Source organism: Streptomyces sp. NPDC046203, from assembly GCF_040646255.1.
GTDB lineage: Bacteria > Actinomycetota > Actinomycetes > Streptomycetales > Streptomycetaceae > Streptomyces.
Genome location: NZ_JBEYZX010000008.1, coordinates 73,340 through 97,450, shown reverse-complemented (window position 1 = coordinate 97,450; position 24,111 = coordinate 73,340). Strand labels below are relative to the sequence as shown.

At 70.9% G+C, this 24,111-nt stretch carries 17 protein-coding genes; 10 read left to right on the top strand and 7 right to left on the bottom strand.

Annotation, left to right across the window (positions count from 1 at the left end; all coding sequences use genetic code 11):
- Window positions 1–58 precede the first annotated feature (58 nt).
- From ABZ990_RS09450 to mshC, 4 genes are all read left to right on the top strand, one after another.
- A complete protein-coding gene (locus ABZ990_RS09450; protein WP_361227798.1) occupies window positions 59–748 on the top strand; it encodes a histidine phosphatase family protein in 690 nt (229 codons plus the stop codon).
- A gap of 94 nt (window positions 749–842) precedes the next feature.
- A complete protein-coding gene (locus ABZ990_RS09445; protein ID WP_361227795.1) occupies window positions 843–1,433 on the top strand; it encodes a DUF3090 domain-containing protein in 591 nt (196 codons plus the stop codon).
- Entirely contained in the window at window positions 1,430–2,278 is an 849-nt protein-coding gene (locus ABZ990_RS09440) for an SCO1664 family protein (protein WP_361227792.1), read from the top strand. The genes ABZ990_RS09445 and ABZ990_RS09440 overlap by 4 nt, the downstream gene beginning before the upstream one ends.
- A 214-nt stretch (window positions 2,279–2,492) precedes the next feature.
- A complete protein-coding gene (gene mshC, locus ABZ990_RS09435; RefSeq protein ID WP_361227789.1) occupies window positions 2,493–3,722 on the top strand; it encodes a cysteine--1-D-myo-inosityl 2-amino-2-deoxy-alpha-D-glucopyranoside ligase in 1,230 nt (409 codons plus the stop codon).
- Between the two features lie 197 nt (window positions 3,723–3,919).
- Here mshC and ABZ990_RS09430 read toward each other — a convergent pair whose 3' ends face one another.
- From ABZ990_RS09430 to ABZ990_RS09410, 5 genes are all read right to left on the bottom strand, one after another.
- Window positions 3,920–5,173 carry a PAC2 family protein gene (locus ABZ990_RS09430; RefSeq protein WP_361227786.1) on the bottom strand — a complete coding sequence of 418 codons (1,254 nt, stop codon included), beginning with the start codon at window positions 5,171–5,173 and terminating at the stop codon, window positions 3,920–3,922.
- A 336-nt stretch (window positions 5,174–5,509) separates the two neighbouring features.
- Window positions 5,510–7,114 (bottom strand): glycerol-3-phosphate dehydrogenase/oxidase, encoded by a 1,605-nt coding sequence (locus ABZ990_RS09425; protein ID WP_361227783.1) that lies wholly within the window; start codon window positions 7,112–7,114, stop codon window positions 5,510–5,512.
- Between the two features lie 16 nt (window positions 7,115–7,130).
- Window positions 7,131–8,681 carry a glycerol kinase GlpK gene (glpK, locus tag ABZ990_RS09420; protein ID WP_361227780.1) on the bottom strand — a complete coding sequence of 517 codons (1,551 nt, stop codon included), beginning with the start codon at window positions 8,679–8,681 and terminating at the stop codon, window positions 7,131–7,133.
- A 35-nt stretch (window positions 8,682–8,716) separates the two neighbouring features.
- Window positions 8,717–9,502, bottom strand: a complete 786-nt coding sequence (locus ABZ990_RS09415) for an MIP/aquaporin family protein (protein ID WP_361227777.1) — start codon at window positions 9,500–9,502, stop codon at window positions 8,717–8,719.
- A gap of 392 nt (window positions 9,503–9,894) precedes the next feature.
- Window positions 9,895–10,671 carry an IclR family transcriptional regulator gene (locus ABZ990_RS09410; protein ID WP_361227775.1) on the bottom strand — a complete coding sequence of 259 codons (777 nt, stop codon included), beginning with the start codon at window positions 10,669–10,671 and terminating at the stop codon, window positions 9,895–9,897.
- Between the two features lie 242 nt (window positions 10,672–10,913).
- Between ABZ990_RS09410 and metH the strand changes: the two genes are divergently transcribed.
- The 4 genes from metH (at window position 10,914) to ABZ990_RS09390 (ending at window position 19,189) form a co-directional block, all read left to right on the top strand.
- The gene (gene metH / locus ABZ990_RS09405; protein ID WP_361227773.1) at window positions 10,914–14,450 is read left to right on the top strand and encodes a methionine synthase; all 3,537 of its coding nucleotides are present in this window, start codon (window positions 10,914–10,916) and stop codon (window positions 14,448–14,450) included.
- Window positions 14,451–14,591: 141 nt separating this feature from the next.
- Entirely contained in the window at window positions 14,592–15,299 is a 708-nt protein-coding gene (locus ABZ990_RS09400; RefSeq protein ID WP_361227770.1) for an HAD family phosphatase, read from the top strand.
- A 654-nt stretch (window positions 15,300–15,953) separates the two neighbouring features.
- A complete protein-coding gene (locus tag ABZ990_RS09395) occupies window positions 15,954–17,543 on the top strand; it encodes an ABC transporter substrate-binding protein (protein ID WP_361227767.1) in 1,590 nt (529 codons plus the stop codon).
- A gap of 68 nt (window positions 17,544–17,611) precedes the next feature.
- Window positions 17,612–19,189, top strand: coding sequence for an ABC transporter substrate-binding protein (locus ABZ990_RS09390; protein ID WP_361227764.1), 1,578 nt, complete (start codon window positions 17,612–17,614; stop codon window positions 19,187–19,189).
- A 229-nt stretch (window positions 19,190–19,418) separates the two neighbouring features.
- On the opposite strand, the gene ABZ990_RS09385 is transcribed toward ABZ990_RS09390, so the two are convergent.
- Together ABZ990_RS09385 and ABZ990_RS09380 are read right to left on the bottom strand one after the other, a co-directional pair.
- Window positions 19,419–20,090, bottom strand: a complete 672-nt coding sequence (locus tag ABZ990_RS09385) for a response regulator transcription factor (RefSeq protein ID WP_361227761.1) — start codon at window positions 20,088–20,090, stop codon at window positions 19,419–19,421.
- Window positions 20,091–20,108: 18 nt separating this feature from the next.
- Window positions 20,109–21,038 carry a RecB family exonuclease gene (locus tag ABZ990_RS09380; RefSeq protein ID WP_361227758.1) on the bottom strand — a complete coding sequence of 310 codons (930 nt, stop codon included), beginning with the start codon at window positions 21,036–21,038 and terminating at the stop codon, window positions 20,109–20,111.
- 228 nt (window positions 21,039–21,266) lie between these two features.
- Between ABZ990_RS09380 and ABZ990_RS09375 the strand changes: the two genes are divergently transcribed.
- Both ABZ990_RS09375 and ABZ990_RS09370 read left to right on the top strand, forming a co-directional pair.
- On the top strand, window positions 21,267–22,400 hold the full coding sequence (locus tag ABZ990_RS09375; protein WP_361228116.1) for a site-2 protease family protein: 1,134 nt from the start codon (window positions 21,267–21,269) through the stop codon (window positions 22,398–22,400).
- A gap of 637 nt (window positions 22,401–23,037) precedes the next feature.
- Window positions 23,038–23,925 carry a tRNA (adenine-N1)-methyltransferase gene (locus ABZ990_RS09370; protein WP_019884997.1) on the top strand — a complete coding sequence of 296 codons (888 nt, stop codon included), beginning with the start codon at window positions 23,038–23,040 and terminating at the stop codon, window positions 23,923–23,925.
- Window positions 23,926–24,111: the final 186 nt, after the last annotated feature.

The window sequence follows — 24,111 nt, the reverse complement described above, 5'->3', positions numbered from 1 at the left end:
CCGCCCGCGTCCGCCGAACCCCCGGGCCCCGCCGCCCCGCGCGCGTAGGCTGGCCGCCATGGCCACGCTGATCCTCGTCCGGCACGGACGCTCCACCGCCAACACCTCCGGAGTGCTCGCGGGTCGCACGCCCGGTGTCGCGCTCGACGAACGCGGCACCGCCCAGGCCGCCGCGCTGCCCGGACGGCTCGCCGGCATCCCGCTGGCCGCCGTCGTCTCCAGCCCGCTCCAGCGCTGCCGCGAGACCGTACGGCCCCTGCTCGACGCCCGCCCCGGGCTGCCGCTCCACATCGAGGAGCGGATCAACGAGTGCGACTACGGCGACTGGTCCGGCCGCAAGCTCGCCGAGCTGATGGACGAACCGCTGATGAACGTCGTCCAGGCGCATCCCTCCGCCGCCTCCTTCCCCGGCGGCGAGTCCATGCGCGCCATGCAGGCCCGTGCCGTGGACGCCGTCCACGACTGGAACGCCCGGATCGAGGCCGGGCACGGCGAGGACGCCGTCTACGCGATGTGCACCCACGGCGACATCGTGAAGGCACTCGTCGCCGACGCCCTCGGCCTGCACCTCGACCTCTTCCAGCGGATCCAGGCCGACCCCTGCTCGGTCACCGCGATCCGCTACACCCGGCTGCGCCCCTTCCTGATCCGGCTCGGCGACACCGGCGATCTCGCCTCCCTCGCCCCTCGCGAGACCCCGGCCGGCGACGGGGCGGCCGAGGTGGGAGGTGGTGCGGGCGCACCGTGATCCCTACGCGCAGTAGGGTGGACGCGCCGCTGTAGCACAGCTGTGCCCGACCCCACCGGGACAGCTGCCCACCAAGACCCAAGGGAGTCGGGACGTGTCCCGTCAGGTGTTCCTCTACGACCCACCGGAGCGTTTCGTGGCCGGTACGGTCGGGCTGCCTGGCCGCCGTACGTTCTTCCTGCAGGCGTCCGGGCCCGGCCGGGTCACCAGCGTCGCCCTGGAGAAGAGCCAGGTCGCGGCGCTCGCCGAACGGATCGACGAACTGCTGGACGAGGTCGTCCGCCGCACCGGCGGCAATGCCCCCGTCCCCGCCGTCGCGCTCGCCGAGAACGCCGACGCCGCCCCCCTCGACACCCCCGTCGAGGAGGAGTTCCGGGTCGGCACCATGGCCCTCGCCTGGGACGGCGGGGAAGAACGCATGATCGTCGAGGCGCAGGCGCTCGTCGAACTCGACGCCGACTCCGAGGAGGAGCTCGCCGAGGCCGAGGAACGGCTGCTCCAGGACGAGGAGAACGGCCCGCCGATGCTGCGCGTCCGGCTCACCGGCGCCCAGGCCCGGGCCTTCGCCAAGCGCGCCCTCGACGTGGTCAACGCGGGCCGCCCGCCGTGCCCGCTGTGCAGCCTGCCGCTCGACCCCGAGGGCCATGTCTGCCCGCGCCAGAACGGATACCGCCGAGGCGCATGAGCGGCGACCAGGACCGTCTCGCGGCCGACCCGTCCCGCCGGCCCCGGCCCGGCGGGCCCGACGGCGTCATCGACCTGCTCGCCCGGGGCGAACTGACCGTCCGCGGCCGGATCCGCGAGGCGTCCAACGCGGTGCTGTACTGCTCCGTCGCCTACGCGGGCGAGGAAGCCGACTGCGTCTACAAGCCGGTCGCGGGCGAGCGCCCGCTGTGGGACTTCCCCGACGGCACGCTCGCCCGGCGCGAGGTCGCCGCCTACGAACTGTCCGAGGCGATGGGCTGGGGCCTGGTCCCGCCGACCGTGCTGCGCGAGGGCCCGTACGGCGAGGGCATGGTGCAGCTGTGGGTCGAGCCCGACCCGTCGGCGACGCTCCTCGCCCTCGTCGACGACGAGGAGGCGGGGGAGGGCTGGAAGGCCGTCGGCCCCGCCCAGGTCGACGAGGACCGCACAGCGCTCCTCGTGCACGCCGACGCCCCGCAGCTGCGCCGGCTCGCCGTCCTGGACGCCGTGATCAACAACTCCGACCGCAAGGGCGGGCATCTGCTGCCCACTGCCGACGGCCGGCTCTACGGGATCGACCACGGGGTCTCCTTCCACGTCGACGACAAGCTGCGCACCCTGCTGTGGGGCTGGGCGGGGGAGGAGCTGACCGACGAGGCCACCGCCGCGCTGCGGACACTCGGCGAGCGGCTGGCCCCCGGCACTCCGCTGGCCGATCGGCTGGCCGCACTGCTGACCGGGGCGGAGGTGACCGCACTGCGCCGACGGGTCGCCGTCCTGCTGGAGGCCGGCCGGCACCCCGTACCGACCGGGCAGTGGCCGGCCATCCCCTGGCCGCCGGTCTGATCACCCCCCCCTCCCGGGCCGGCGGGGCCGGCGGGGCCTGTCGAACTTGCCATAGTCCCCCGAAGCTTTTCGGCCAATCGCCCGTGCGCCAAGGGGCCCCTGGAAAGGCTCCTTCGGGCTATGCATGTACACGCCGAGTCCACAAGACCGCCTAATCGGCCGAGATCCAGGGTGCGGTTCGTATCCGGAACTGCCGTCCGGTTACGCTCAGGACATGCATGCCTGGCCCGCTTCTGAGGTCCCCGCCCTGCCCGGCAAGGGCCGCGACCTCCGGATTCACGACACCGCGACCGGTGGACGAGTGACCCTCGCCCCCGGTCCCGTCGCCCGCCTGTACGTCTGCGGCATCACGCCGTACGACGCGACCCACATGGGTCACGCGGCGACCTACAACGCGTTCGACCTCGTGCAGCGCGTGTGGCTCGACACCAAGCGGCAGGTCCACTACGTCCAGAACGTCACCGACGTGGACGACCCCCTCCTGGAGCGCGCGATCCGCGACGGGGTCGACTGGGTCGGCCTCGCCGAGCGCGAGACCGCCCTGTTCCGCGAGGACATGACCGCCCTGCGCATGCTGCCGCCGAAGAACTACATCGGCGCGGTCGAGGCCATTCCGGCCATCATCCCGCTGGTCGAGCGGCTGCGGGACTCCGGTGCCGCCTACGAGCTCGACGGCGACATCTACTTCTCCGTCGAGGCCGACCCGCACTTCGGCGAGGTCTCGCACTACGACACCGCGCTCATGCGCCACCTCTCCGCCGAGCGCGGCGGCGACCCGGACCGTCCGGGCAAGAAGAACCCGCTCGACCCGATGCTGTGGATGGCCGCCCGCGAGGGCGAGCCCAGCTGGGACGGCGGCAGCCTCGGCGCGGGCCGCCCCGGCTGGCACATCGAGTGCGTCGCCATCGCCCTCGACCACCTCGGCATGGGCTTCGACATCCAGGGCGGCGGGTCCGACCTGATCTTCCCGCACCACGAGATGGGCGCCTCGCACGCCCAGGCGCTCACCGGCGAGTTCCCCATGGCCAAGGCGTACGTACACGCCGGCATGGTCGCCCTGGACGGCGAGAAGATGTCGAAGTCCAAGGGCAACCTGGTCTTCGTCTCCCGGCTGCGCCAGGACGGCGTCGACCCGGCCGCGATCCGGCTCGCCCTGCTCTCCCACCACTACCGGGCCGACTGGGAGTGGACCGACCAGGTCCTCCAGGACGCCGTGGAGCGGCTGGGCCGCTGGCGCGCCGCCGTCTCGCGCCCCGACGGCCCGTCCGCCGACGCGCTCGTCGAGGAGATGCGCGACGCGCTCGCCGACGACCTGGACGCCCCGGCCGCGCTCGCCGCGGTCGACCGCTGGGCCGCGCTCCAGACCGCCGACGGCGGCACCGACGAGTCCGCCCCCGGTGTGGTCTCGCGCGCCGTCGACGCGCTGCTCGGCGTCGCCCTGTAAGCGGGCGTCCGTACCCGTATTGACGGCGGGCCGCACCCATGGGGCATATGCCCGGGTGCGGCCCGCCGCTGTGTTCCGACGACATTCCTGCCGCCGCACTCCGCCTGGCATATGCCCGGACGCGCCCGGTGCCGGGAAAACGAGACGGGAGGGGCGGCCGCGCCACCCCTCCCGTACGTCTGCTTCTCGCCGTAGGTCTACTTCTCGGTGTCCTGGGAGCCCTCGGGCCCCTCGGGCCGGTCGCCCTCACCCGGAACCGGCGGCTCCGAGTCCGCGTCCGTACCGGAGCCGGAGCCCTTGCCGGAGTCCGAGGCTTCCGCGTTCTTTTCGGCCTTGCCGGCCTTGTCAGTCTTGTCGGGCTTATCGCTCTCGGCGGCCTTGCCGTCCTCGCCGTCCCGCGCGTCCGTCTCGGCGCCCGCGTCCGCGTCCGGCTGCTCCGCTCCGGATCCGGCCTCGCCGGACTCCGACACCTCCACCTCGGCCTCCGTGCCCGGCACCGCCTCCGGCCCCGGCTGTGCCGGCTTCGGCGGACGGGTCCGGTCGCTGGGAGCATCCCGCAGATACGAGGGGTCGGTGCCCTCCGTCGCCACACCCGGGCCGGCGCCCGGGCCGGGCTCACGGCGCCGCAGATAGCGCTCGAACTCGCGGGCGATGGCCTCGCCGGACGCCTCCGGCAGCTCGGCCGTGTCCCGTGCCTCCTCCAGCGTCTGCACGTACTCGGCGACCTCGCTGTCCTCGGCGGCCAGCTGGTCCACGCCCAGTTGCCACGCCCGCGCGTCCTCGGGCAGCTCGCCCAGCGGGATGTGCAGACCGACGAGGTCCTCCAGCCGGTTGAGCAGTGCCAGGGTCGCCTTCGGGTTCGGCGGCTGCGACACGTAGTGCGGCACCGCCGCCCACAGGCTCACCGCCGGGACCCCGGCATGGGTGCACGCCTCCTGGAGGATGCCCACGATGCCGGTCGGACCCTCGTAACGGGTCTCCTCCAGGTCCATCGTGCGGGCCAGATCGGGGTCGGAAGTGACCCCGCTGACCGGTACCGGACGGGTGTGCGGGGTGTCGCCGAGCAGCGCGCCCAGGATCACCACCATCTCCACGCCCAGCTCGTGCGCGAAGCCGAGCAGTTCGTTGCAGAACGAGCGCCAGCGCATCGACGGCTCGATCCCGCGCACCAGCACCAGGTCGCGGGGCTTCTCGCCGCCGACCCGGACCACGGACAGCCGGGTCGTCGGCCAGGTGATCTTCCGTACCCCGTTGTCCAGCCACACCGTGGGCCGGTTGACCTGGAAGTCGTAGTAGTCCTCGGCGTCGAGCGCCGCGAACACCTCGCCCTTCCACTCCCGGTCGAGATGGGCGACCGCGGCGGAGGCGGCGTCACCGGCGTCGTTCCACCCCTCGAACGCGGCCACCATGACCGGGTCGATCAGCTCGGGAACCCCCTCGAGCTCGATCACCCAGCGCCTCCTTCGTCGATGTTGTCTCGTACGGACCAACCTTATGCCCATCCGGCGGCCCGCCCGCAGCCCTCGGACGGCGCCCGGGGCACTCTCGGCTGTGATCGACTACCCAGGAACTCCGGTCGGCACACGGCACGATGACGGCCGGCCGTTTCCGGGCGGATTCCGGGCATGGGTAAGGGGCGGTCTCTCTGGAGACCGCCCCTTACCCATGGCCCTCGCGGGACCCCCACAACAGTCCGGGCGCTCACCCGCACGGGATCCCGTACCGGATCCCGTACCGGATCCCGTACCGGATCCCGTACCGGCTCCCGCGCGGCGGCCCGTACCGGATCAGCCGCGCAGCATGTCCTCCACCTTGTCCCGTATCTCGTCCGTGGCCAGGCCGCGGATGGTCAGGGTGGTGCGGCGGCGCAGCACGTCGTCCGCGGTCTCGGCCCACTCGTGGTCGCGCGCGTAGGCGACCTGGGCCCAGATCTCCGGCGCGTCCGGGTGGATGCGCTCGGCGAGCGCGGGGTCCTCGTTCGCCATGCGGGCGATGTCGAAGGAGAGCGAGCCGTAGTGGGTGGCCAGGTGCCTGGCGGTGTCGGCGGCCATCCGCGGGCCGGGCGCCGGGCCGTCGACGAGGAGCCGGTGGGCGACCGCGTTCGGGTTGGCGATACCGGGCAGCGGCAGCCGCTTCGGCAGCGCGGACACCGGCTCGAAGGAGTCGCCGAGCGGGTGTCCCGGCAGCGCCTCCAGCTTCTTCATGATGGTGCGGCCGATGTGCCGGAAGGTGGTCCACTTGCCGCCGGCCACCGACAGCATGCCGCCGCGGCCCTCGGTGACGACCGTCTCCCGCTTCGCCTTCGAGGTGTCGCCGGGGCCGCCCGGCAGCACCCGCAGGCCCGCGAAGGAGTAGGTGATCAGGGAGCGGTCGAGCTGCTGGTCGCGGATGGAGAAGGCGGCCTCGTCCAGGATCTGGGCGATGTCCTTGTCGTTGACGGCGACCTCGCCCGGCTCGCCCTCGTACTCCTCGTCGGTGGTGCCGAGCAGCAGCATGTCCTCCCAGGGGAGGGCGAAGGTGATCCGGTACTTGTCGATCGGGGTGGCGAGGGCCGCCTTCCAGGGGGAGGTGCGCTTGAGGACCAGGTGGGCGCCCTTGGACAGCCGGATGGAGGGGGCCGCGTTGGGGTCCTCCAGCCGGCGGACGTGGTCGACCCAGGGACCGGTGGCGTTGAGCACCAGCCGGGCGTCGACGCCGAACTCCTCGCCCGTCAGCCGGTCCCTGAGCTCGGCGCCGGTGACCCGGCCCCGGGTGAAGCGCAGCCCGCCGACCTCGGCGTGGTTGAGGACGACCGCGCCGGCGTCGACCGCGGCGCGGACCGTCATCAGCGCCATGCGGGCGTCGTTCATCTGGTCGTCGCCGTAGACGGCGACGGCCTTGAGGCCGTCGGTGCGCAGCTCCGGCACGTCCTGGGCGGCCTTGGCGGGGCTCAGCAGATGGCCGACGCCGTCACCGAAGGCGGACAGGGCGCTGTAGGCGAGGACGCCGGCGCCGAGTTTGGCGGCGCCGTGCGGGCCGCCCTTGTAGACCGGCAGGTAGAAGGTGAGCGGGTTGGACAGGTGGGGGGCCACCTGGCGGGAGACCGCGCGCCGTTCGAAGTGGTTCTCGGCGACCAGCTTGACCGCGCCGGTCTGGAGGTAGCGCAGGCCGCCGTGGAGCAGCTTGGAGGAGGCCGAGGAGGTGGCGCCGGCGAAGTCGCCGGCGTCCACGAGGGCCACCCGCAGCCCGGACTGCGCGGCGTGCCAGGCGGTGGAGATGCCCAGGATGCCGCCGCCGATCACCAGGAGGTCGTAGGTCGCCCTGGACAGCTGATCACGGGTCTCGGCGCGGGTCGGGAGCGAACCGGCGGCCGGGTGCGTCCCCAGGGAGGGGAGGCTCTGCGGGGTGGTCATCGCGAATTACTCCTCGTCACTTCTCTTCTTCTTCGAGCCAGCCCATGGAGCGCTCTACGGCCTTGAGCCAGCTCTTGTACTCGCGCTCGCGCTTGTCGGCGTCCATGCGAGGGGTCCACTCGGCGGCCCGGCGCCAGTTGGCGCGCAGCGCGTCGGTGTCCGGCCAGAAGCCGACGGCGAGACCGGCGGCGTAGGCGGCGCCGAGGCAGGTGGTCTCGGCGACCATCGGGCGCACGACGGGTGCGTCCAGGAAGTCGGAGAGGGTCTGCATCAGCAGGTTGTTGGAGGTCATGCCGCCGTCGACCTTGAGGGCGGCCAGCTCGACGCCGGAGTCCTTGGTCATGGCGTCGGTGATCTCGCGGGTCTGCCAGGCGGTGGCCTCCAGGACGGCGCGGGCGATGTGCGCCTTGGTGACGTACCGGGTGAGACCGGCGATCACACCGCGGGCGTCGGAGCGCCAGTACGGGGCGAACAGACCGGAGAAGGCGGGCACGAAGTAGGCGCCGCCGTTGTCCTCGACGGAGGAGGCCAGGGTCTCGATCTCGGCGGCGGACTTGATGAGGCCCATCTGGTCGCGCATCCACTGGACGAGCGAGCCGGTGACGGCGATCGAGCCCTCCAGGGCGTAGACCGGCTTCTGGTCGCCGATCCGGTAGCCGACGGTGGTCAGCAGGCCGCTGTAGGAGTTGATGATCTTGTCGCCGGTGTTCATCAGCATGAACGTGCCGGTGCCGTACGTGGACTTGGCCTCGCCCTCGGCGAAGCAGGTCTGGCCGAACAGTGCGGCCTGCTGGTCGCCGAGCGCCGACGCCACCGGGACGCCGTCGAGGACGCCGCCCTTGACCGCGCCGTACACCTCGGCGGAGGAGCGGATCTCGGGCAGCACGGTGGCCGGGATGTCCATCGACGCGAGGATGCGCTCGTCCCACGCCATCTCGTGCAGGTTCATCAGCATGGTGCGGGAGGCGTTGGTGACGTCGGTGACGTGGACGCCGCCCTCGGTGCCGCCGGTCAGGTTCCAGATGACCCAGGAGTCCATGGTGCCGAAGAGGATGTCGCCGCGCTCGGCGCGCGTCCGCAGGCCCTCGACGTTGTCGAGCAGCCAGCGGACCTTGGGGCCGGAGAAGTAGGAGGCGAGCGGCAGACCGGTCTCGCGGCGGAAACGGTCCTGCCCGACGTTGCGGCCGAGTTCCTTGCACAGGGCGTCGGTACGGGTGTCCTGCCACACCAGCGCGTTGTGGACCGGCTCGCCGGTCGTCCGGTCCCACATCAGCGTCGTCTCGCGCTGGTTGGTGATGCCGATGGCCTTGACGTCGGCCGCGGTGATGCCGGCCTTCGCGATGGCGGCGGCGACGACCTCCTGGACGTTGGTCCAGATCTCGACGGCGTCGTGCTCGACCCAGCCCGGCTTCGGGAAGATCTGCTCGTGCTCCTTCTGGTCGACGGAGACGATCCGGCCGTCCTTGTCGAAGACGATGCAGCGCGAGGAAGTGGTGCCCTGGTCGATCGCGGCGATGAACGGACCCGCGCCGTGGGTGGCGGTGGCGGAGGTGGGGGCGTCGGTCACGGTGTACTCCAAGGGAAGTCTGGAAGAAGGACGGCTCAGGCGAACACGATGTTGTAGATGCCTCCGCCGATCACGGCGCCGACGAGCGGACCGACGACCGGGACCCAGGCGTAGCCCCAGTCGGAGCCCCCCTTGTTGGGCAGCGGGAGGAGCGCGTGCACGATGCGCGGGCCCAGGTCGCGGGCCGGGTTGATGGCGTAACCGGTGGGGCCGCCGAGCGAGAGGCCGATGGAGACCACGACGAACGCGGTGATGAGCGCGCCGAGCGGACCGAGACCCTTGCCGTCGTCGTTGAGACCCTGGGTGAGCACGGCGAGGACCAGGACGACCGTGCCGATGATCTCGGTGGCGAGGTTCTGCCAGACGACGCGGATCTCCGGGCCGGTCGAGAAGACGCCGAGCACCGGACCGGCGTCCGGGGCGGCCTGCTGGTCGACCATGCCCTCCTCGCGCGGGACCGAGACGATCTCCTCGTCGGTGAGGTGGGCCTGGAACTGGCCGTAGTACGCCACCCACACGAGCGCCGCGCCGATCATGGCGCCGAGCAGCTGACCGGCGAGATAGACCGGCACCTTGCCCCATTCGCCGTCCTTGACGGCTATCGCGACGGTGACGGCGGGGTTCAGATGGGCACCGGAAAGGGAAGCGGTCATGTAGACGGCCGTCATGACGGCGAAGCCCCACCCGAAAGCGATCGCGAGCCAGCCCGCGTCCCGGGCCTTGGACTTCTTGAGCGTGACGGCGGCGCACACGCCACCGCCGAGCAGGATGAGCACGGCGGTACCGAGGGTCTCGCCGATGAAGATGTCGGAGCTGGACACCCGCGACTCCTTTGTCCTTCGTCCAGGGGAAGGCGAACCACGGGTCCTCCGGTGGTCCGTGCCCTCGTATGAGGGCGGTGCCGGCCCTTGGCACTGTCACACCCTAACGTGTATTGCCGTTACCTGTTCGACAATGCCGACCGATGCACGGAAGTTTTGCGCCACGGTTAACAGCCCGTCAAGGGGCGTGAACACCAAAAACCCGCCGATGACGGGATCGTTACCGGCGGGTTCGGTCGTGTTCGAAGGGGGAGGGGCGGGTGGCCGGAAGCGATGCGTCCGGAACGTCCGGTACGCGGACCCGGAGCCCGGCCCGCGGACGGCGGAATCGGCCGGCCCTGAGCCGTCGGAAGCGGCGGGCCCCGGCCATCGGAAGCGGTCGGCCCCGGTCGTCAGAAGCGGCCGGCCCCCAGGTCCCGCGAGACCGCCCGGGCGCAGTCCCGTACCGCCGCCACGAGCTCCGAACGCAGCTCGCCGCCGGCCTCGCCTCCGGCGCAGACCCGCTCCACCGCGCCCGTGATGGCCACCGCCCCCACCGGCATCCGCCGCCGGTCGTGGATCGGCGCCGCCACCGCGGCCACGCCCTCCCAGGTCTCCTCCACGTCCGCGGCCCAGCCGCGCGCCCGGGTCGTGTCGAGCAGCGTCTCGAACTCCGCGAGACCCGTGACCGTACGGGGCGTGAAGGAGTCCCGTACGCCCTCCACCGCCTCGCTGTGCGCCATCGGGTCGTAGGCCGACAGGACCTTGCCGAGCGCGGTGGAGTGCAGCGGCTGCATGGCCCCCACCTCCAGGACCTGCCGGCTGTCGTCGGGCCGGAAGACGTGGTGCACGATCAGCACACCCCCCTGGTGCAGCACCCCGAGGTGCACGCTCTCGCCGCTGGAGCGGGCCAGGTCGTCCGTCCACACCAGGGCCCGCGCGCGCAGTTCGTGCACGTCCAGATAGCTGTTGCCGAGCCGCAGCAGCTCCGCGCCCAGCTGGTAGCGGCCCGAGGCGGGGTCCTGTTCCACGAAGCCCTCGGCCTGCAGGGTGCGCAGGATCCCGTGGGCCGTGCCCTTGGCCAGCCCCAGGGAGGAGGAGATGTCGGACAGGCCGAGCCGGCGCTCGCCGCCGGCGAGCAGTCGCAGCATGGCCGCCGCGCGTTCAAGCGACTGGATGTTCTTCGCCATCGCTCGGCCCTTCTTCTCATTCTTGTTCGGTAATGCTGAACAGTATCGGTCGATGCCGACCTCGCGTCACATTCGACAGTGTCGGACACAAGCGGGTCGGACCGGGAGCCCCCGCACACAGAATGCAGTCCACCGACTGGAACACCGTGTCCACCCCGGCCTCCGCACGGTTACGCTGGGCCCGTGCGCGCTCCGCCGAGCACGCAAAGCCGACAGCCGTCGCATCCCAGGGAGCTCATTCCATGGCCTCGTTGCCGACCCCTTCCGCCGCCTCCGCGACCGCCGCCCAGCGGGCCGACGCCCTCCGTGAGGCCCTCGCCTCCCGGGTCGTCGTCTCCGACGGCGCCATGGGCACCATGCTCCAGGCCCAGGACCCCTCCCTCGAGGACTTCCAGCAGCTCGAAGGCTGCAACGAGATCCTCAACGTCTCCCGCCCGGACATCGTCCGCTCGGTCCACGACGCCTATCTCGCCGTCGGCACCGACTGCGTCGGCACCAACACCTTCAACTGCAACTTCTCCGCGCTCGGCGAGTACGACATCGCCCACCGCGTCCAGGAGCTGTCCGAGGCCGGCGCCCGCATCGCCCGCGAGGCCGCCGACGCGTACACCGAGAGCACCGGACAGCAGCGCTGGGTCCTCGGCTCCATGGGCCCCGGCACCAAGCTGCCGACCCTCGGCCACGTCGCCTACGGCACCATCCGCGACGCCTATCAGCAAAACGCCGAGGGCCTGCTCGCCGGCGGCGCCGACGCCCTGCTCGTCGAGACCACCCAGGACCTCCTGCAGACCAAGGCCGCCGTCATCGCGGCCCACCGCGCCATGGAGATCGCCGGCTACACCGTCCCGCTGATCACCTCGGTCACCGTCGAGACGACCGGCACCATGCTGCTCGGTTCCGAGATCGGCGCGGCCCTGACGGCCCTGGAGCCGCTCGGCATCGACATGATCGGCATGAACTGCGCCACCGGCCCCGCCGAGATGAGCGAGCACCTGCGCTACCTCGCCCGGCACTCCGGCATCGCGCTCTCCTGCATGCCGAACGCCGGCCTGCCGGTGCTGACCAAGGACGGCGCCCACTACCCGCTCTCCCCGGCGGAACTCGCCGACGCCCACGAGACCTTCGTGACCGAGTACGGCCTCAGCCTGATCGGCGGCTGCTGCGGTACGACCCCGGAGCACCTGCGCCAGGTCGTGGAGCGGGTCCGGGGCGTCGTCCCGCCGGTCCGCGTGCCGCACCCCGAGCCGGGAGCCGCGTCCCTCTACCAGACCGTCCCGTTCCGGCAGGACACCTCGTACCTCGCGATCGGCGAGCGGACCAACGCCAACGGGTCGAAGAAGTTCCGCGAGGCCATGCTGGAAGGCCGCTGGGACGACTGCGTCGAGATGGCCCGCGACCAGATCCGCGAGGGCGCGCACATGCTCGACCTCTGTGTCGACTACGTGGGCCGCGACGGCGTCGCCGACATGGAGGAGCTGGCGGGCCGCTTCGCGACCGCCTCCACCCTCCCGATCGTGCTCGACTCCACCGAGGTCGACGTCATCCAGGCCGGCCTGGAGAAGCTGGGCGGCCGGGCGGTCATCAACTCCGTCAACTACGAGGACGGGGACGGCCCGGAGTCCCGCTTCGCCAAGGTGACCCGGCTGGCCCGGCAGCACGGCGCCGCGCTGATCGCGCTGACCATCGACGAGAACGGCCAGGCCCGCACCGTCGAGCACAAGGTCGCCATCGCCGAGCGGCTGATCGACGACCTCACCGGAAACTGGGGCATCCTCGAGTCGGACATCCTCATCGACACCCTGACCTTCACCATCTGCACCGGTCAGGAAGAGTCACGGAAGGACGGCATCGCCACCATCGAGGCGATCCGGGAACTCAAGCGCCGCCACCCCGACGTCCAGACCACCCTCGGCCTGTCCAACATCTCCTTCGGCCTCAACCCGGCCGCCCGCATCCTGCTCAACTCCGTCTTCCTGGACGAGTGCGTCAAGGCGGGCCTGGACTCGGCCATCGTGCACGCCTCGAAGATCCTGCCGATCGCCCGCTTCGACGAGGAGCAGGTGACCTGCGCCCTCGACCTGATCTACGACCGGCGGCGGCCCCAGCAGGGGGACGAGCCGGCCTACGACCCGCTCCAGAAGCTGATGGCCCTGTTCGAGGGCGCGACGGCGAAGTCGCTGAAGGCCGGCAAGGCGGAGGAGCTGCTGGCGCTGCCGCTGGAGGAGCGGCTGAAGCGGCGGATCATCGACGGCGAGAAGAACGGTCTGGAGGCCGACCTCGACGAGGCCCTGACCGCCCGGCCCGCGCTCGACATCGTCAACGAGACGCTGCTCGACGGGATGAAGACGGTCGGCGAGCTCTTCGGATCCGGGCAGATGCAGCTGCCGTTCGTGCTCCAGTCCGCCGAGGTGATGAAGACGGCGGTGGCGCATCTGGAGCCGCACATGGAGAAGTCGGACGCCGACGGCAAGGGCACGATCGTGCTGGCCACCGTGCGCGGCGACGTCCACGACATCGGCAAGAACCTCGTCGACATCATCCTGTCCAACAACGGCTACAACGTCGTCAATCTGGGCATCAAGCAGCCCGTCTCCGCGATCCTGGACGCCGCCGAGGAGCACCGGGCCGACGTCATCGGCATGTCCGGTCTCCTGGTGAAGTCCACCGTGATCATGAAGGAGAACCTGGAGGAGCTCAACCAGCGCGAGCTGGCCGCGAAGTACCCCGTGATCCTCGGCGGCGCCGCGCTGACCAGGGCGTACGTCGAGCAGGACCTCCACGAGATCTACCAGGGCGAGGTCCGCTACGCCCGCGACGCCTTCGAGGGCCTGCGTCTCATGGACGCGCTCGTCGCCGTCAAGCGCGGCGTCCCCGGAGCCGTACTCCCCGAGCTGAAGCAGCGCCGCGTCCCGAAGGTCGCCACGGCGGTGCGGGCCGACGAGCCCGAGCCCGGCGGCCGTTCGGACGTCGCCACCGACAACCCGGTGCCCACCCCGCCGTTCTGGGGCACTCGCGTCGTCAAGGGCATCCCGCTCAAGGACTACGCGTCCTGGCTGGACGAGGGCGCCCTGTTCAAGGGCCAGTGGGGCCTCAAGCAGAACCGGGCCGGCGACGGACCGTCGTACGAGGAACTGGTCGAGACCGAGGGCCGGCCCCGGCTGCGCGGCTGGCTGGAGCGGCTGCACACCGAGAACCTGCTCGAAGCGGCCGTCGTCCACGGCTACTTCCCGTGCGTCTCCAAGGGCGACGACCTGATCGTCCTCGACGAGGACGGCAACGAGCGCACCCGCTTCACCTTCCCGCGCCAGCGCCGCGGCCGCCGGCTCTGCCTCGCCGACTTCTTCCGCCCGGAGGAGTCCGGCGAGACCGACGTCGTCGGCTTCCAGGTGGTCACCGTCGGCTCGCGGATCGGGGAGGCCACGGCGAAACTCTTCGCGTCCGACTCCTACCGCGACTACCTCGAACTGCACGGTCTGTCCGTCCAGCTCGCCGAGGCCCTCGCCGAGTACTGGCACGCGCGCGTCCGCGCCGAGCTGGGCTTCGCCGGCGAGGACCCGGCGGACGTCGAGGGCATGTTCGACCTCAAGTACCGCGGTGCCCGCTTCTCGCTGGGCTACGGCGCCTGCCCGGACCTGGAGGACCGCGCGAAGATCGCGGAGCTGCTGCGGCCCGAGCGGATCGGCGTGCATCTCTCGGAGGAGTTCCAGCTCCACCCCGAGCAGTCCACCGACGCCCTCGTCATCCATCACCCCGAGGCGAAGTACTTCAACGCGCGGTAACCGGTCGTCACCGGTCCGGCGTCGATCCGCTGCGTCCGGTGGCCCGGCGACGTACACTGGTCGGTCCAGTGCAGGCCGGTCGCCCACCCCCGTACCGGGGAGGGAGACCGGCCTCTCCGTCCCTTCATGGAGGTGTGCCGGATGACCAGCACGGTCCCCGCGTCCCTGATCCGTGCCAACGGCAGCTCCGCCCTGCAGGCGGTCTTCCTCGACATGGACGGCACCCTCGTCGACACCGAGGGCTTCTGGTGGGACGCGGAGGTGGAGGTCTTCGCCGACCTCGGCCACCGGCTCGACGAGGCATGGCGGGACATCGTCGTCGGCGGCCCGATGACCCGCAGCGCGGGCTATCTCATCGAGGCGACCGGCGCGGACATCACCCTCGACGAGCTGACGGTGCTGCTCAACGACCGCTTCGAGCGGCGCATCGACCGGGGCGTCCCGCTGATGCCGGGCGCCGACCGGCTGCTCGACGAACTGGCCCGGCACGACATCCCCACCGCACTGGTCTCCGCCTCGCACCGCCGCATCATCGACCGGGTGCTCGCCTCCCTGGGCCCCGAGCGGTTCACGCTGACCGTGGCGGGCGACGAGGTGGCCCGTACGAAGCCGCACCCGGAGCCGTATCTGGCCGCCGCGCGCGGGGTGGGCGCCGACCCGCTGCGCTGCGCGGTCGTCGAGGACACCGCGACCGGGGTCGCGGCGGCCGAGGCCGCCGGCTGCCGGGTGGTCGCCGTGCCGTCGGTCACGCCGATCGCCCCCTCGGCGGGCCGGGTCGTCGTGAAGTCCCTGGAGGAGGTCGACGTCCCCTTCCTGCGGACGCTGGTCGCCGGGGCCCGCCGGAACTGACCGCCGGAACCGACCGCCGGAATCCGGCCTGGACCCGACCGCCGGAATCCGGCCTGGACCCGACCCCGGAATCGACCCCGGATCCTGTCCGGATCCGGCCCCGGACAGGCCGTCAGGGCCTGAACTCCCTTTCCAGGCACGGAATTTGAGCTTCTTTTGAGGTTCGTTATCGGAAACCTCATTCCGCTTCGCTCCCGGCCCTGAGGGGCGGGAATACCCAAGGCCGCCCAGCGGTGGATCTCGCGTGACCTTGATCACGCAGAGTGCCCACCGCTGGGCGGCCTTCGTACATCCCCCGTCCGGAATGCGGGGATTGATTCACCCTCATCTGTCCCGATTCGATCAATGGCGTACGGATCATGCCACCGCATGAATATCGCGAACCGTGCATCCGCTATCACTGTGCGATTACTCCCGGCGTCCGCCCCGCCGGGTAATGGCAGGCGCCGCCCACTAATCTTTCGCGAGTACTCCGCCGCCATTCCGAGTGCCCCGGCGCCCACCCAAGTCGCCGCGTACACAGGACCGATCGTGCCCCGAACGGGCCGTTCGCCCCCACCGCCCCGACCGGGCGGCCGGGCGTCCGGCGGAGTGACCGAAAGCCGCTGTACCACCGCCGGCCGTCACCCCGCGCCGGATGAGGAGAACGTCCCGATGAACCGCAAGATCCTGGTGCTGCCGCTCACGGCCGCACTGCTCACGCCCCTGCTCGCCGGCTGTGGCGGGAGCGGCGACAGCAGAGCCATCGTGGTCGGCACCACGGACCAGTTCGTCGCCACCGCGGACGCCCCCGCCCCGCTCGACCCCGCCTTCGCCTACGACACCGGCACCTGGAACGTTCTGCGCCAGACCGTCCAGACCCTCATGCGCGCCCCGCGCGGCAGCGGAGCGCCCGTCCCCGAGGCGGCCAAGAGCTGCGCCTTCTCCGACAAGGAGAGCGAGAGCTACCGCTGCGAGCTGCGCGAGGGCCTCACCTTCGCCGACGGCACCCCGCTCACCGCCGAGGACGTCAAGTTCTCCATGGAGCGCGTCCTCGCCATCAAGTCGGACAACGGCACCGCCGCCCTCCTCTCCGACATCGACACCATCGAGACCAAGGGCGAGCGCGAGGTCGTCTTCCACCTCAAGGCGCCCGACGCGACCTTCCCGTACAAGCTCTCCACCCCCGTCGCCGGCATCCTCAGCAAGGACAAGTACGACGGCAAGGCGCTCCGCGACGGCTTCGAGGTCGACGGCTCCGGCCCGTACATCATGAAGACCGAGGTCTCCGGCGACCGGGTGACGAAGTTCGTCTTCACCAAGAACCCGAACTACAAGGGCGACATCAGCCTCCGCAACGAGAAGGTCGAACTGCGCACCTTCGGCGACGCCGGAGCCATGGACAAGGCACTGCGCGACGACGACATCGACATGTCCGCCCGCGCGATGTCCCAGGCGCAGATCAAGGAGCACAGCGAGAAGCCGCAGGACGGCATCGACCTCACCGAGGTCCCCGGCCTGGAGATCCGCTACCTCGCCTTCAACACCAAGGCCCCCGCCGTCGAGGACAAGGCCGTCCGGCAGGCCATGGCCGCCGTCGTCGACCGGGGCGCCCTCGTCAGCAAGGTGTACGGCCCCACCGCCGAGCCGCTCTACTCGCTGATCCCCTCCAGCATCACCGGCCACGCCACCTCGTTCATCGACACCTACGGCGAGCCGGACACCGCGCGCGCCGCCAAGATCCTCAGCGACGCCGGAGTGAAGACCCCGGTCAAGACGACCCTCGACTACACCACCGACCACTACGGCGCCGAGACCGCCCAGGAGTTCGAGGCCCTGCGCGACCAGCTCAACGCCACCAAGCTCTTCGACGTACGGATCCAGGGCACCGAATGGGCCAAGTTCCGTCCGGCCCAGAAGCGCGGCGACTACGCCGTCTACGGCCTCGGCTGGTTCCCCGACTACCCGGACCCGGACAACTACGTCGCGCCCTTCCTCGACAGCGACAACTTCCTCAACACCCCCTACGTCAACCAGTCCGTCCGTGACGAGCTGATCCCGCAGTCGCGCCGCCAGGCCGACCGCTCCGCCGCGAGCCCCGTCTTCGACCAGATCCAGAAGATCGTCGCCAAGGACGTACCCGTTCTGCCGCTGTGGCAGGGCAAGCAGTACGTCGCCGCCCGCGACGACCTCACCGGCGTCGAATGGTCGCTGAACACCTCCTCCGACCTGCTCCTGTGGGAGCTGGGCCGCGGCACCGCCTGACCCCTTCGTTGTACCGGCCGCGCACTGCCCGCGCGGCCGGCCTGGCAAGAGATCAAGAGGCAAGTTCTGTGAAGGCACCCAACAAGTGGCTGACCGCCCCGCTCGCCGCGGGCCTGGCGGCCGCCCTGCTCAGTGGCTGTGGCTCCGAGCCGGGCGGTGACTCCCGAGGCTCCGCGGACACCGTGCGCATCGGCATGTCGGACGAGATCCTGTCCATCGACCCTGCCGCGGGTTACGACCCCGGCTCCTGGATCCTGTTCAACAACGTCTTCCAGACCCTTGTCGCCTTCCCGAACGGCGGTACCCAGCCCGCCCCCGAGGCCGCCGAGCGGTGCGGCTTCTCGGCCGGCAGCACCGTCTACACCTGCACCCTCCGCGGCGGCCTGAAGTTCTCCAACGGCAACCCGCTTACCGCCGAGGACGTCAAGTTCTCCTTCGAGCGCGCCCTCAAGATCGACGACCCGGCCGGCCCGGCCCCGCTCCTGGCGACCATCGACACCATCGAGACCCCCGACGCCCGCACGGTCGTCTTCCGTCTCAAGGTCCCCGACGCCACCTTCCCCAGCAAGATCGCCTCCGGCGCCGGCTCCATCGTCGACCACCGCGAGTACCCCGCCGACGGACTGCGCACCGACGGCAAGGCCGTCGGCTCCGGCCCGTACAAGCTCGACTCCTACGGCGAGACCGCGGCCGTCTTCTCCGCCAACCCCGACTACCACGGCACGTTCAAGCGCAAGAACGAGCACATCACCCTCAAGCTCTACCGAGGCGACCGCAAGGCCCTCGCCAAGGCCCTGACCGGCGGCGACCTCGACGTCGCCTACCGAGGACTGTCCGACGACGACATCGTCAGCCTCGAGAACGCCACCGGCTCCGACCAGAGCCTCGAAGTCGTCCAGGGCAGCAGCGCCGAGGTCCAGCACCTCGTCTTCAACATGGACGACCCGGTCACCGGCAAGCTCGGCGTCCGCCAGGCCATCGCCCACCTCGTCGACCGCGAGGCGCTCGTCCAGAACGTCTACAAGTCGACCGCCACCCCGCTCTACTCGATCGTCCCGGCGGGCATCGCGGGCCACAACACCGCCTTCTACGACACCTACGGCAGCCCCGACCGCGCCAAGGCCGAGAAGGCCCTGCGCTCCGCCGGCATCACCGACAAGGTCAGGCTCACCCTCTGGTCCACCCCCAGTCGCTACGGCCCGGCCACCGACCAGGAACTGAAGGCGATCGCCCGGCAGCTCAACGCCAGCGGTCTGTTCGACGCCGACGTCGAGTCCGTCGAGTTCGACCAGTACGAGAAGGACATAGCGGCCGGCAAGTACGGCGTCTACGTCAAGGGCTGGGTCCCCGACTACGCCGACGCCGACAACTTCACCACCCCCTTCTTCGGCGAGGACAACGTCACCGGCAGCAGCTACCGGAACAAGACCGTCACCGGCCTGCTCCCGAAGACCGCCGCCGTCGCCGACCGGGGCGCCGCCTCCGCCGACTTCGGCCGCATCCAGGACGTCGTCGCCGACGAGGTCCCCCTCCTGCCGCTGTGGCAGGGCAAGCAGTACGCCGTCGCCCGCGACGTCGTCACCGGCCTCGAATGGACCCTCGACGCCAACGCCGTCTTCCGCTTCTGGGAGATCAAGGCGGGCTGATCCCGGGAGGGCGAAGGCGGGCCGACCCCGTCCGGCCCTCCATGACACCGGCCCTCCATGACAACGGGCGAGGGCTCGGCGCGTACCCCATGCGCCGGGCCCTCGCCCGTACCTCTTGCGATCATCCGCGGTCACGATCATCCGCAGGCATGATCAGCTCAGGTCATCCCTGACCGGCCATGCGTTACGTCCGGTCAGGTTCGGTCACGCCCGGTCGGGTCCGGCCGCGTCACTGCGCCCCCGGACGCACCAGACCGCTCTCGTACGCGTACACCGCCGCCTGCACCCGGTCCCGCAGGCTCAGCTTCGTCAGCACATGACCCACATGCGTCTTCACCGTCGTCTCGCTGACGAACAGATCCGCCGCGATCTCCGCGTTCGACAACCCGCGCGCCACCAGCTTCAGCACCTCGACCTCGCGGTCGGTCAGCGTGTTCAGCGCGTCCGGCACCTGCTCCTCGCCCGACGGCAGATGCGCCGAGTACTTGTCGAGCAGCCGCCGGGTGATCGACGGCGCCAGCATCGCCTCGCCCGCCGCCACCACCCGGATCGCCTGCACCAGCTCCGTCGCCGGCGCGTCCTTCAGCAGAAAGCCGCTCGCCCCCGCCTTCAGCGCCTCCACCACGTACTCGTCCAGATCGAACGTGGTCAGCACCAGCACCTTCGCCGGACCGTCCCGGCCCGGACCGGTGATCTGCCGGGTGGCCTCCACCCCGTCCATCCGAGGCATCCGGATGTCCATCAGCACCACATCGGGCTGCAGCGCCCGCACCTGATCCAGAGCCTGCAGACCGTCACCGGCCTCGCCGACCACCGCGATGTCCTGCTCCGCTTCCAGAATCATCCGGAAACCGGTACGCAGCAGCGGCTGGTCGTCGACCAGTAGGACGCGGATAGCCACGGGCAACTCCTCGGAACCTCAGGGGGCAGGCGAAATCGCGTCCATTCTGCCCTGACCCGGCTCGTCCGACTCCGGCGGGCGGGCACCCACCACCGGCAGCGGATACACCGGGGGAGTCCCACCGAACTCCGGACACACCGCCTGATGATCACACCAGCCGCACAGCTTCGTCGGCCGAGGCCGCCACTCACCCGTACGCGTCGCCAGCTCGATCGCCTCCCACAGCGCCAGCAGCTTCCGCTCCACCCGCAGCAGATCCGCCTCCACCGGGTCGTACGTCAGCACATCCCCGCTGCCCAGATACACCAGCTGCAACCGGCGCGGCACCACGTTCTTCAGCCGCCACACCACCAGCGCGTAGAACTTCATCTGGAACAGCGCGCCCTCGCGGTACTCCGGCCGAGGCGCCTTGCCCGTCTTGTAGTCGACGATCCGCACCTCACCCGTCGGCGCCACGTCGACCCGGTCGATCACCCCGCGCAGCCGCAGCCCCGACGCCAGCTCCGTCTCCACGAACAGCTCACGCTCCGCCGGCTCCAGCCGCGTCGGATCCTCCAGCGTGAACCACCGCTCGACCAGCGCCTCCGCCTGCGTCAGCCACTCCGCCAGCCGCTCGCCCGCCGGATCCTCCGCGAACAGCTCCGCCAGCTCCGGACGCGACTCCAGCAACCGGTCCCACTGCCCCGGCACCAGCGACTTCGCCCGAGGCGCCGTCCGCTCCACCGCCGGCGCGTCGAAAAGCCGCTCCAGAACCGCGTGCACCAGCGTCCCCCGAGTCGCCGCCGCACTCGGCTTCTCCGGCAGCCGGTCGATCACCCGGAACCGGTACAACAACGGACACTGCATGAAATCGCCCGCCCGCGACGGGGACAACGACATGGGCGGCCGGGGCCCCGGCGCCGCACCGGACACCACGGCCGGCTCCGGCCGCTGCTCGCTCGTACTCATGACACAGACCCTACGACCCGCCACTGACAGCGAGCGGAATACCATCGACTCAGGACCCCGTCACACCGCATGATCGAAAAGACCGGCAAAGCCCGGGCGAAGGCCCGCGACAACCGACACGCGACCGTGCCACACGACGCGGGCCGAACAGCTCGGCGACGAAGGGAACCCGTGAACCAGGACGAGTCCAAGCCGCAGCGGACCGAGGAGCCGGGCGGCGGCATCCTCATGGGCCGGCCCTTCGGCGTGCCCGTCTACGTCGCACCCAGCTGGTTCCTGGTCGCCGCCCTCATCACCTGGGTCTTCGGCGACCAGATCGAACGCGTCCTGCCCGAGCTCGGCGCCGCCCGCTACCTCGTCTCCCTCTTCTTCGCGATCGCGTTCTACGCCTCCGTACTCGTCCACGAACTCGCCCACACCCTCGTCGCCCTCCGCTACAAACTCCCCGTCCGCCGCATCCAGCTCCAGTTCTTCGGCGGCGTCTCCGAGATCGACAAGGAAACCGAGAGCCCCGGCCGCGAATTCGTCCTCGCCTTCGTCGGCCCCCTGCTCTCCCTCGTCCTCGCCGGAATCTTCTACCTGACGCTCTACACCGTCGAACCCGGCACCGTCCCCGGCGTCCTGCTCGGCGGACTCATGATCTCCAACCTCATCGTGGCCGTCTTCAACCTGCTGCCCGGCCTCCCCCTCGACGGCGGCCGCATGCTCCGCGCCGTCGTCTGGAAGATCACCGGCAGCGCCATGAGCGGCACCGTCGCCGCCGCCTGGGTCGGCCGCGCCCTCGCCCTCGCCGTCCTCGTCGGACTGCCCCTGCTCACCCGCAGCGGCATCGCCGGCAACAACACCGAGGACATCTCCGGCTTCACCACCGTCACCGACGCCCTCCTCGCCGCGATCCTCGCCGCGATCATCTGGACCGGCGCCGGCAACAGCCTCCGCATGGCCCGGCTGCGCGAACACCTCCCCGAACTCCGCGCCCGCACTCTCACCCGGCGCGCCATCCCCGTCGAATCCGCCACCCCCCTCTCCGAAGCCCTCCGCCGCGCCAACGAAGCCGGCGCCCGCGCCCTCGTCGTCGTCGACGGCCACGGCGCCCCCACCGGCATCGTCCGCGAGACCGCCATCGCCGGCATCCCCCAGCACCGCCGCCCCTGGGTCGCCGTCAGCGCCCTCTCCCAGGACCTCACCGACGGCATGAAGGTCCCCGCCGACCTCACCGGCCAGCCCCTCCTCGACCACCTCCGCGCCAGCCCCGCCACCGAATACCTGGTGGTCGAGGAAGGCGGCGAGATCTACGGCGTCATGTCGACGGCGGATGTGGAGAAGGCGTTCGTGAAGGCGATGGCGCGGCCCACTGGCTGAGCTGCATTTTTGATTTCTTGTGGCTCCTTGGGGGCGGTACGAGGGGTACGAGACGGCAGGCGTCTGGCCCGCACGTAAGCGCGGCGGCTGGTGTCTGGCCCGCACGGGCGTGAGACGTGCGGTGGCGGGGGTTGTACGTGAAGCGAGGCGGCTGGGGCTGGGCCCGCGGGTAGGTGCGGCGCTGGGGTTGGGCCCGCACGTTCGCGAGGCGGCAAGCCTGGGCGCATGTGTGATTGGGCAACGTTGGCCTTTTTTGTGCCTCCTTCTCCCCCTACCTTCGGCGGGGGGACCCCCACGGGGTGCTGGAGTCGGACTCGCAGCACCGATCGTGCTCGGCCCACTCGTTCCTCGCGGGCCTGTGCGCGTTCGGCACTGTTCCCCCGACGCACCCCTTCGGCTCACTCGGCCGTAGAGGCCAGCCCGGTAGTTCTGGCCTCGTCAGGTGCGCGGCCCGCACTCACGGGGATCAGGGGCCCGTACTCACGGTTCCTCCAGGGGTGGGCCCGCACCGGTTCGCAACGGATGGGTGGGCCCGCAACCAGACGTGGCGGCATATGCCAAGCCCGCACTCGCTGTGTCTCCGGAGTGGGGCCCGCGCCCGGCGAAGGGGGTGTCGGGCCCTTGATAAGCTGCTCACATGTCCGAACCGACCGGTGCCGCCCGCCGTCGCGGGCCCTTCAAGGTCGGGGACCAGGTCCAGCTCACCGACCCCAAGGGACGCCACTACACCTTCACGCTCGAAGCCGGGAAGAATTTCCACACCCACAAGGGTTCCTTCCCCCATGACGAGCTGATCGGTGCTCCCGAGGGCAGTGTTGTCCGAACCACGGGAAACGTCGCCTACCTCGCGCTGCGCCCCCTGCTCCCCGACTACGTCCTGTCCATGCCCCGCGGCGCCGCCGTGGTCTACCCCAAGGACGCGGGGCAGATCCTGGCCTTCGCCGACATCTTCCCCGGCGCCCGTGTCGTCGAGGCCGGTGTGGGCTCCGGCTCGCTGAGCTCCTTCCTGCTGCGCGCCATCGGCGACAGCGGCATGCTGCACTCCTACGAGCGCCGCGAGGACTTCGCCGAGATCGCCAAGGGCAACGTCGAGCGCTACTTCGGCGGCCCGCACCCCGCGTGGCAGCTGACCGTCGGCGACCTCCAGGACAACCTGTCCGACACCGACGTCGACCGCGTCATCCTCGACATGCTCGCCCCCTGGGAGTGCCTGGAGGCCGTCTCCAAGGCGCTCGTCCCCGGCGGCATCCTCTGCTGCTACGTGGCCACCACCACGCAGCTCGCGCGCACCGTGGAATCCATCCGCGAGTTCGGCTGCTACGCCGAACCGCAGCCCTGGGAATCCATGATCCGCAACTGGCACGTCGAGGGCCTGGCCGTCCGCCCGGACCACCGGATGATCGGTCACACCGGCTTCCTCGTCACCGCCCGCCGCCTCGCGGACGGCGTGGAGCCCCCGATGCGCCGCCGCCGCCCCGCCAAGGGCGCCTACGGCGAGGACTACGAAGGCCCCAACAAGGGCTGACCCCTCCCACAACGCACCGGTGCCGCCGCCGACTTCCCGCCCCACAGGCCGGAAGTCGACGGCGGCACCGTCGTATTCAGGCCGTCCTTCGACACCACCCGAGCCCGTACGAAGCCCAGCGCACCCGCCGTACGCCCACGGCCCACCCCGGCTGTTCCACCCACCTGTGACGTGTGGCACGATGCC

Excerpts from the sequence above, each read along its gene's own strand:
- ABZ990_RS09450 (WP_361227798.1), top strand. The coding sequence starts at position 59 with ATGGCCACGCTGATCCTCGTCCGGCACGGACGCTCCACCGCCAACACC.
- ABZ990_RS09440 (WP_361227792.1), top strand. The coding sequence starts at position 1,430 with ATGAGCGGCGACCAGGACCGTCTCGCGGCCGACCCGTCCCGCCGGCCC.
- mshC (WP_361227789.1), top strand. The coding sequence starts at position 2,493 with ATGCATGCCTGGCCCGCTTCTGAGGTCCCCGCCCTGCCCGGCAAGGGC.
- ABZ990_RS09425 (WP_361227783.1), bottom strand. The coding sequence starts at position 7,114 with ATGACCACCCCGCAGAGCCTCCCCTCCCTGGGGACGCACCCGGCCGCC.
- ABZ990_RS09410 (WP_361227775.1), bottom strand. The coding sequence starts at position 10,671 with ATGGCGAAGAACATCCAGTCGCTTGAACGCGCGGCGGCCATGCTGCGA.
- metH (WP_361227773.1), top strand. The coding sequence starts at position 10,914 with ATGGCCTCGTTGCCGACCCCTTCCGCCGCCTCCGCGACCGCCGCCCAG.
- ABZ990_RS09400 (WP_361227770.1), top strand. The coding sequence starts at position 14,592 with ATGACCAGCACGGTCCCCGCGTCCCTGATCCGTGCCAACGGCAGCTCC.
- ABZ990_RS09395 (WP_361227767.1), top strand. The coding sequence starts at position 15,954 with ATGAACCGCAAGATCCTGGTGCTGCCGCTCACGGCCGCACTGCTCACG.
- ABZ990_RS09380 (WP_361227758.1), bottom strand. The coding sequence starts at position 21,038 with ATGAGTACGAGCGAGCAGCGGCCGGAGCCGGCCGTGGTGTCCGGTGCG.
- ABZ990_RS09375 (WP_361228116.1), top strand. The coding sequence starts at position 21,267 with ATGGGCCGGCCCTTCGGCGTGCCCGTCTACGTCGCACCCAGCTGGTTC.
- ABZ990_RS09370 (WP_019884997.1), top strand. The coding sequence starts at position 23,038 with ATGTCCGAACCGACCGGTGCCGCCCGCCGTCGCGGGCCCTTCAAGGTC.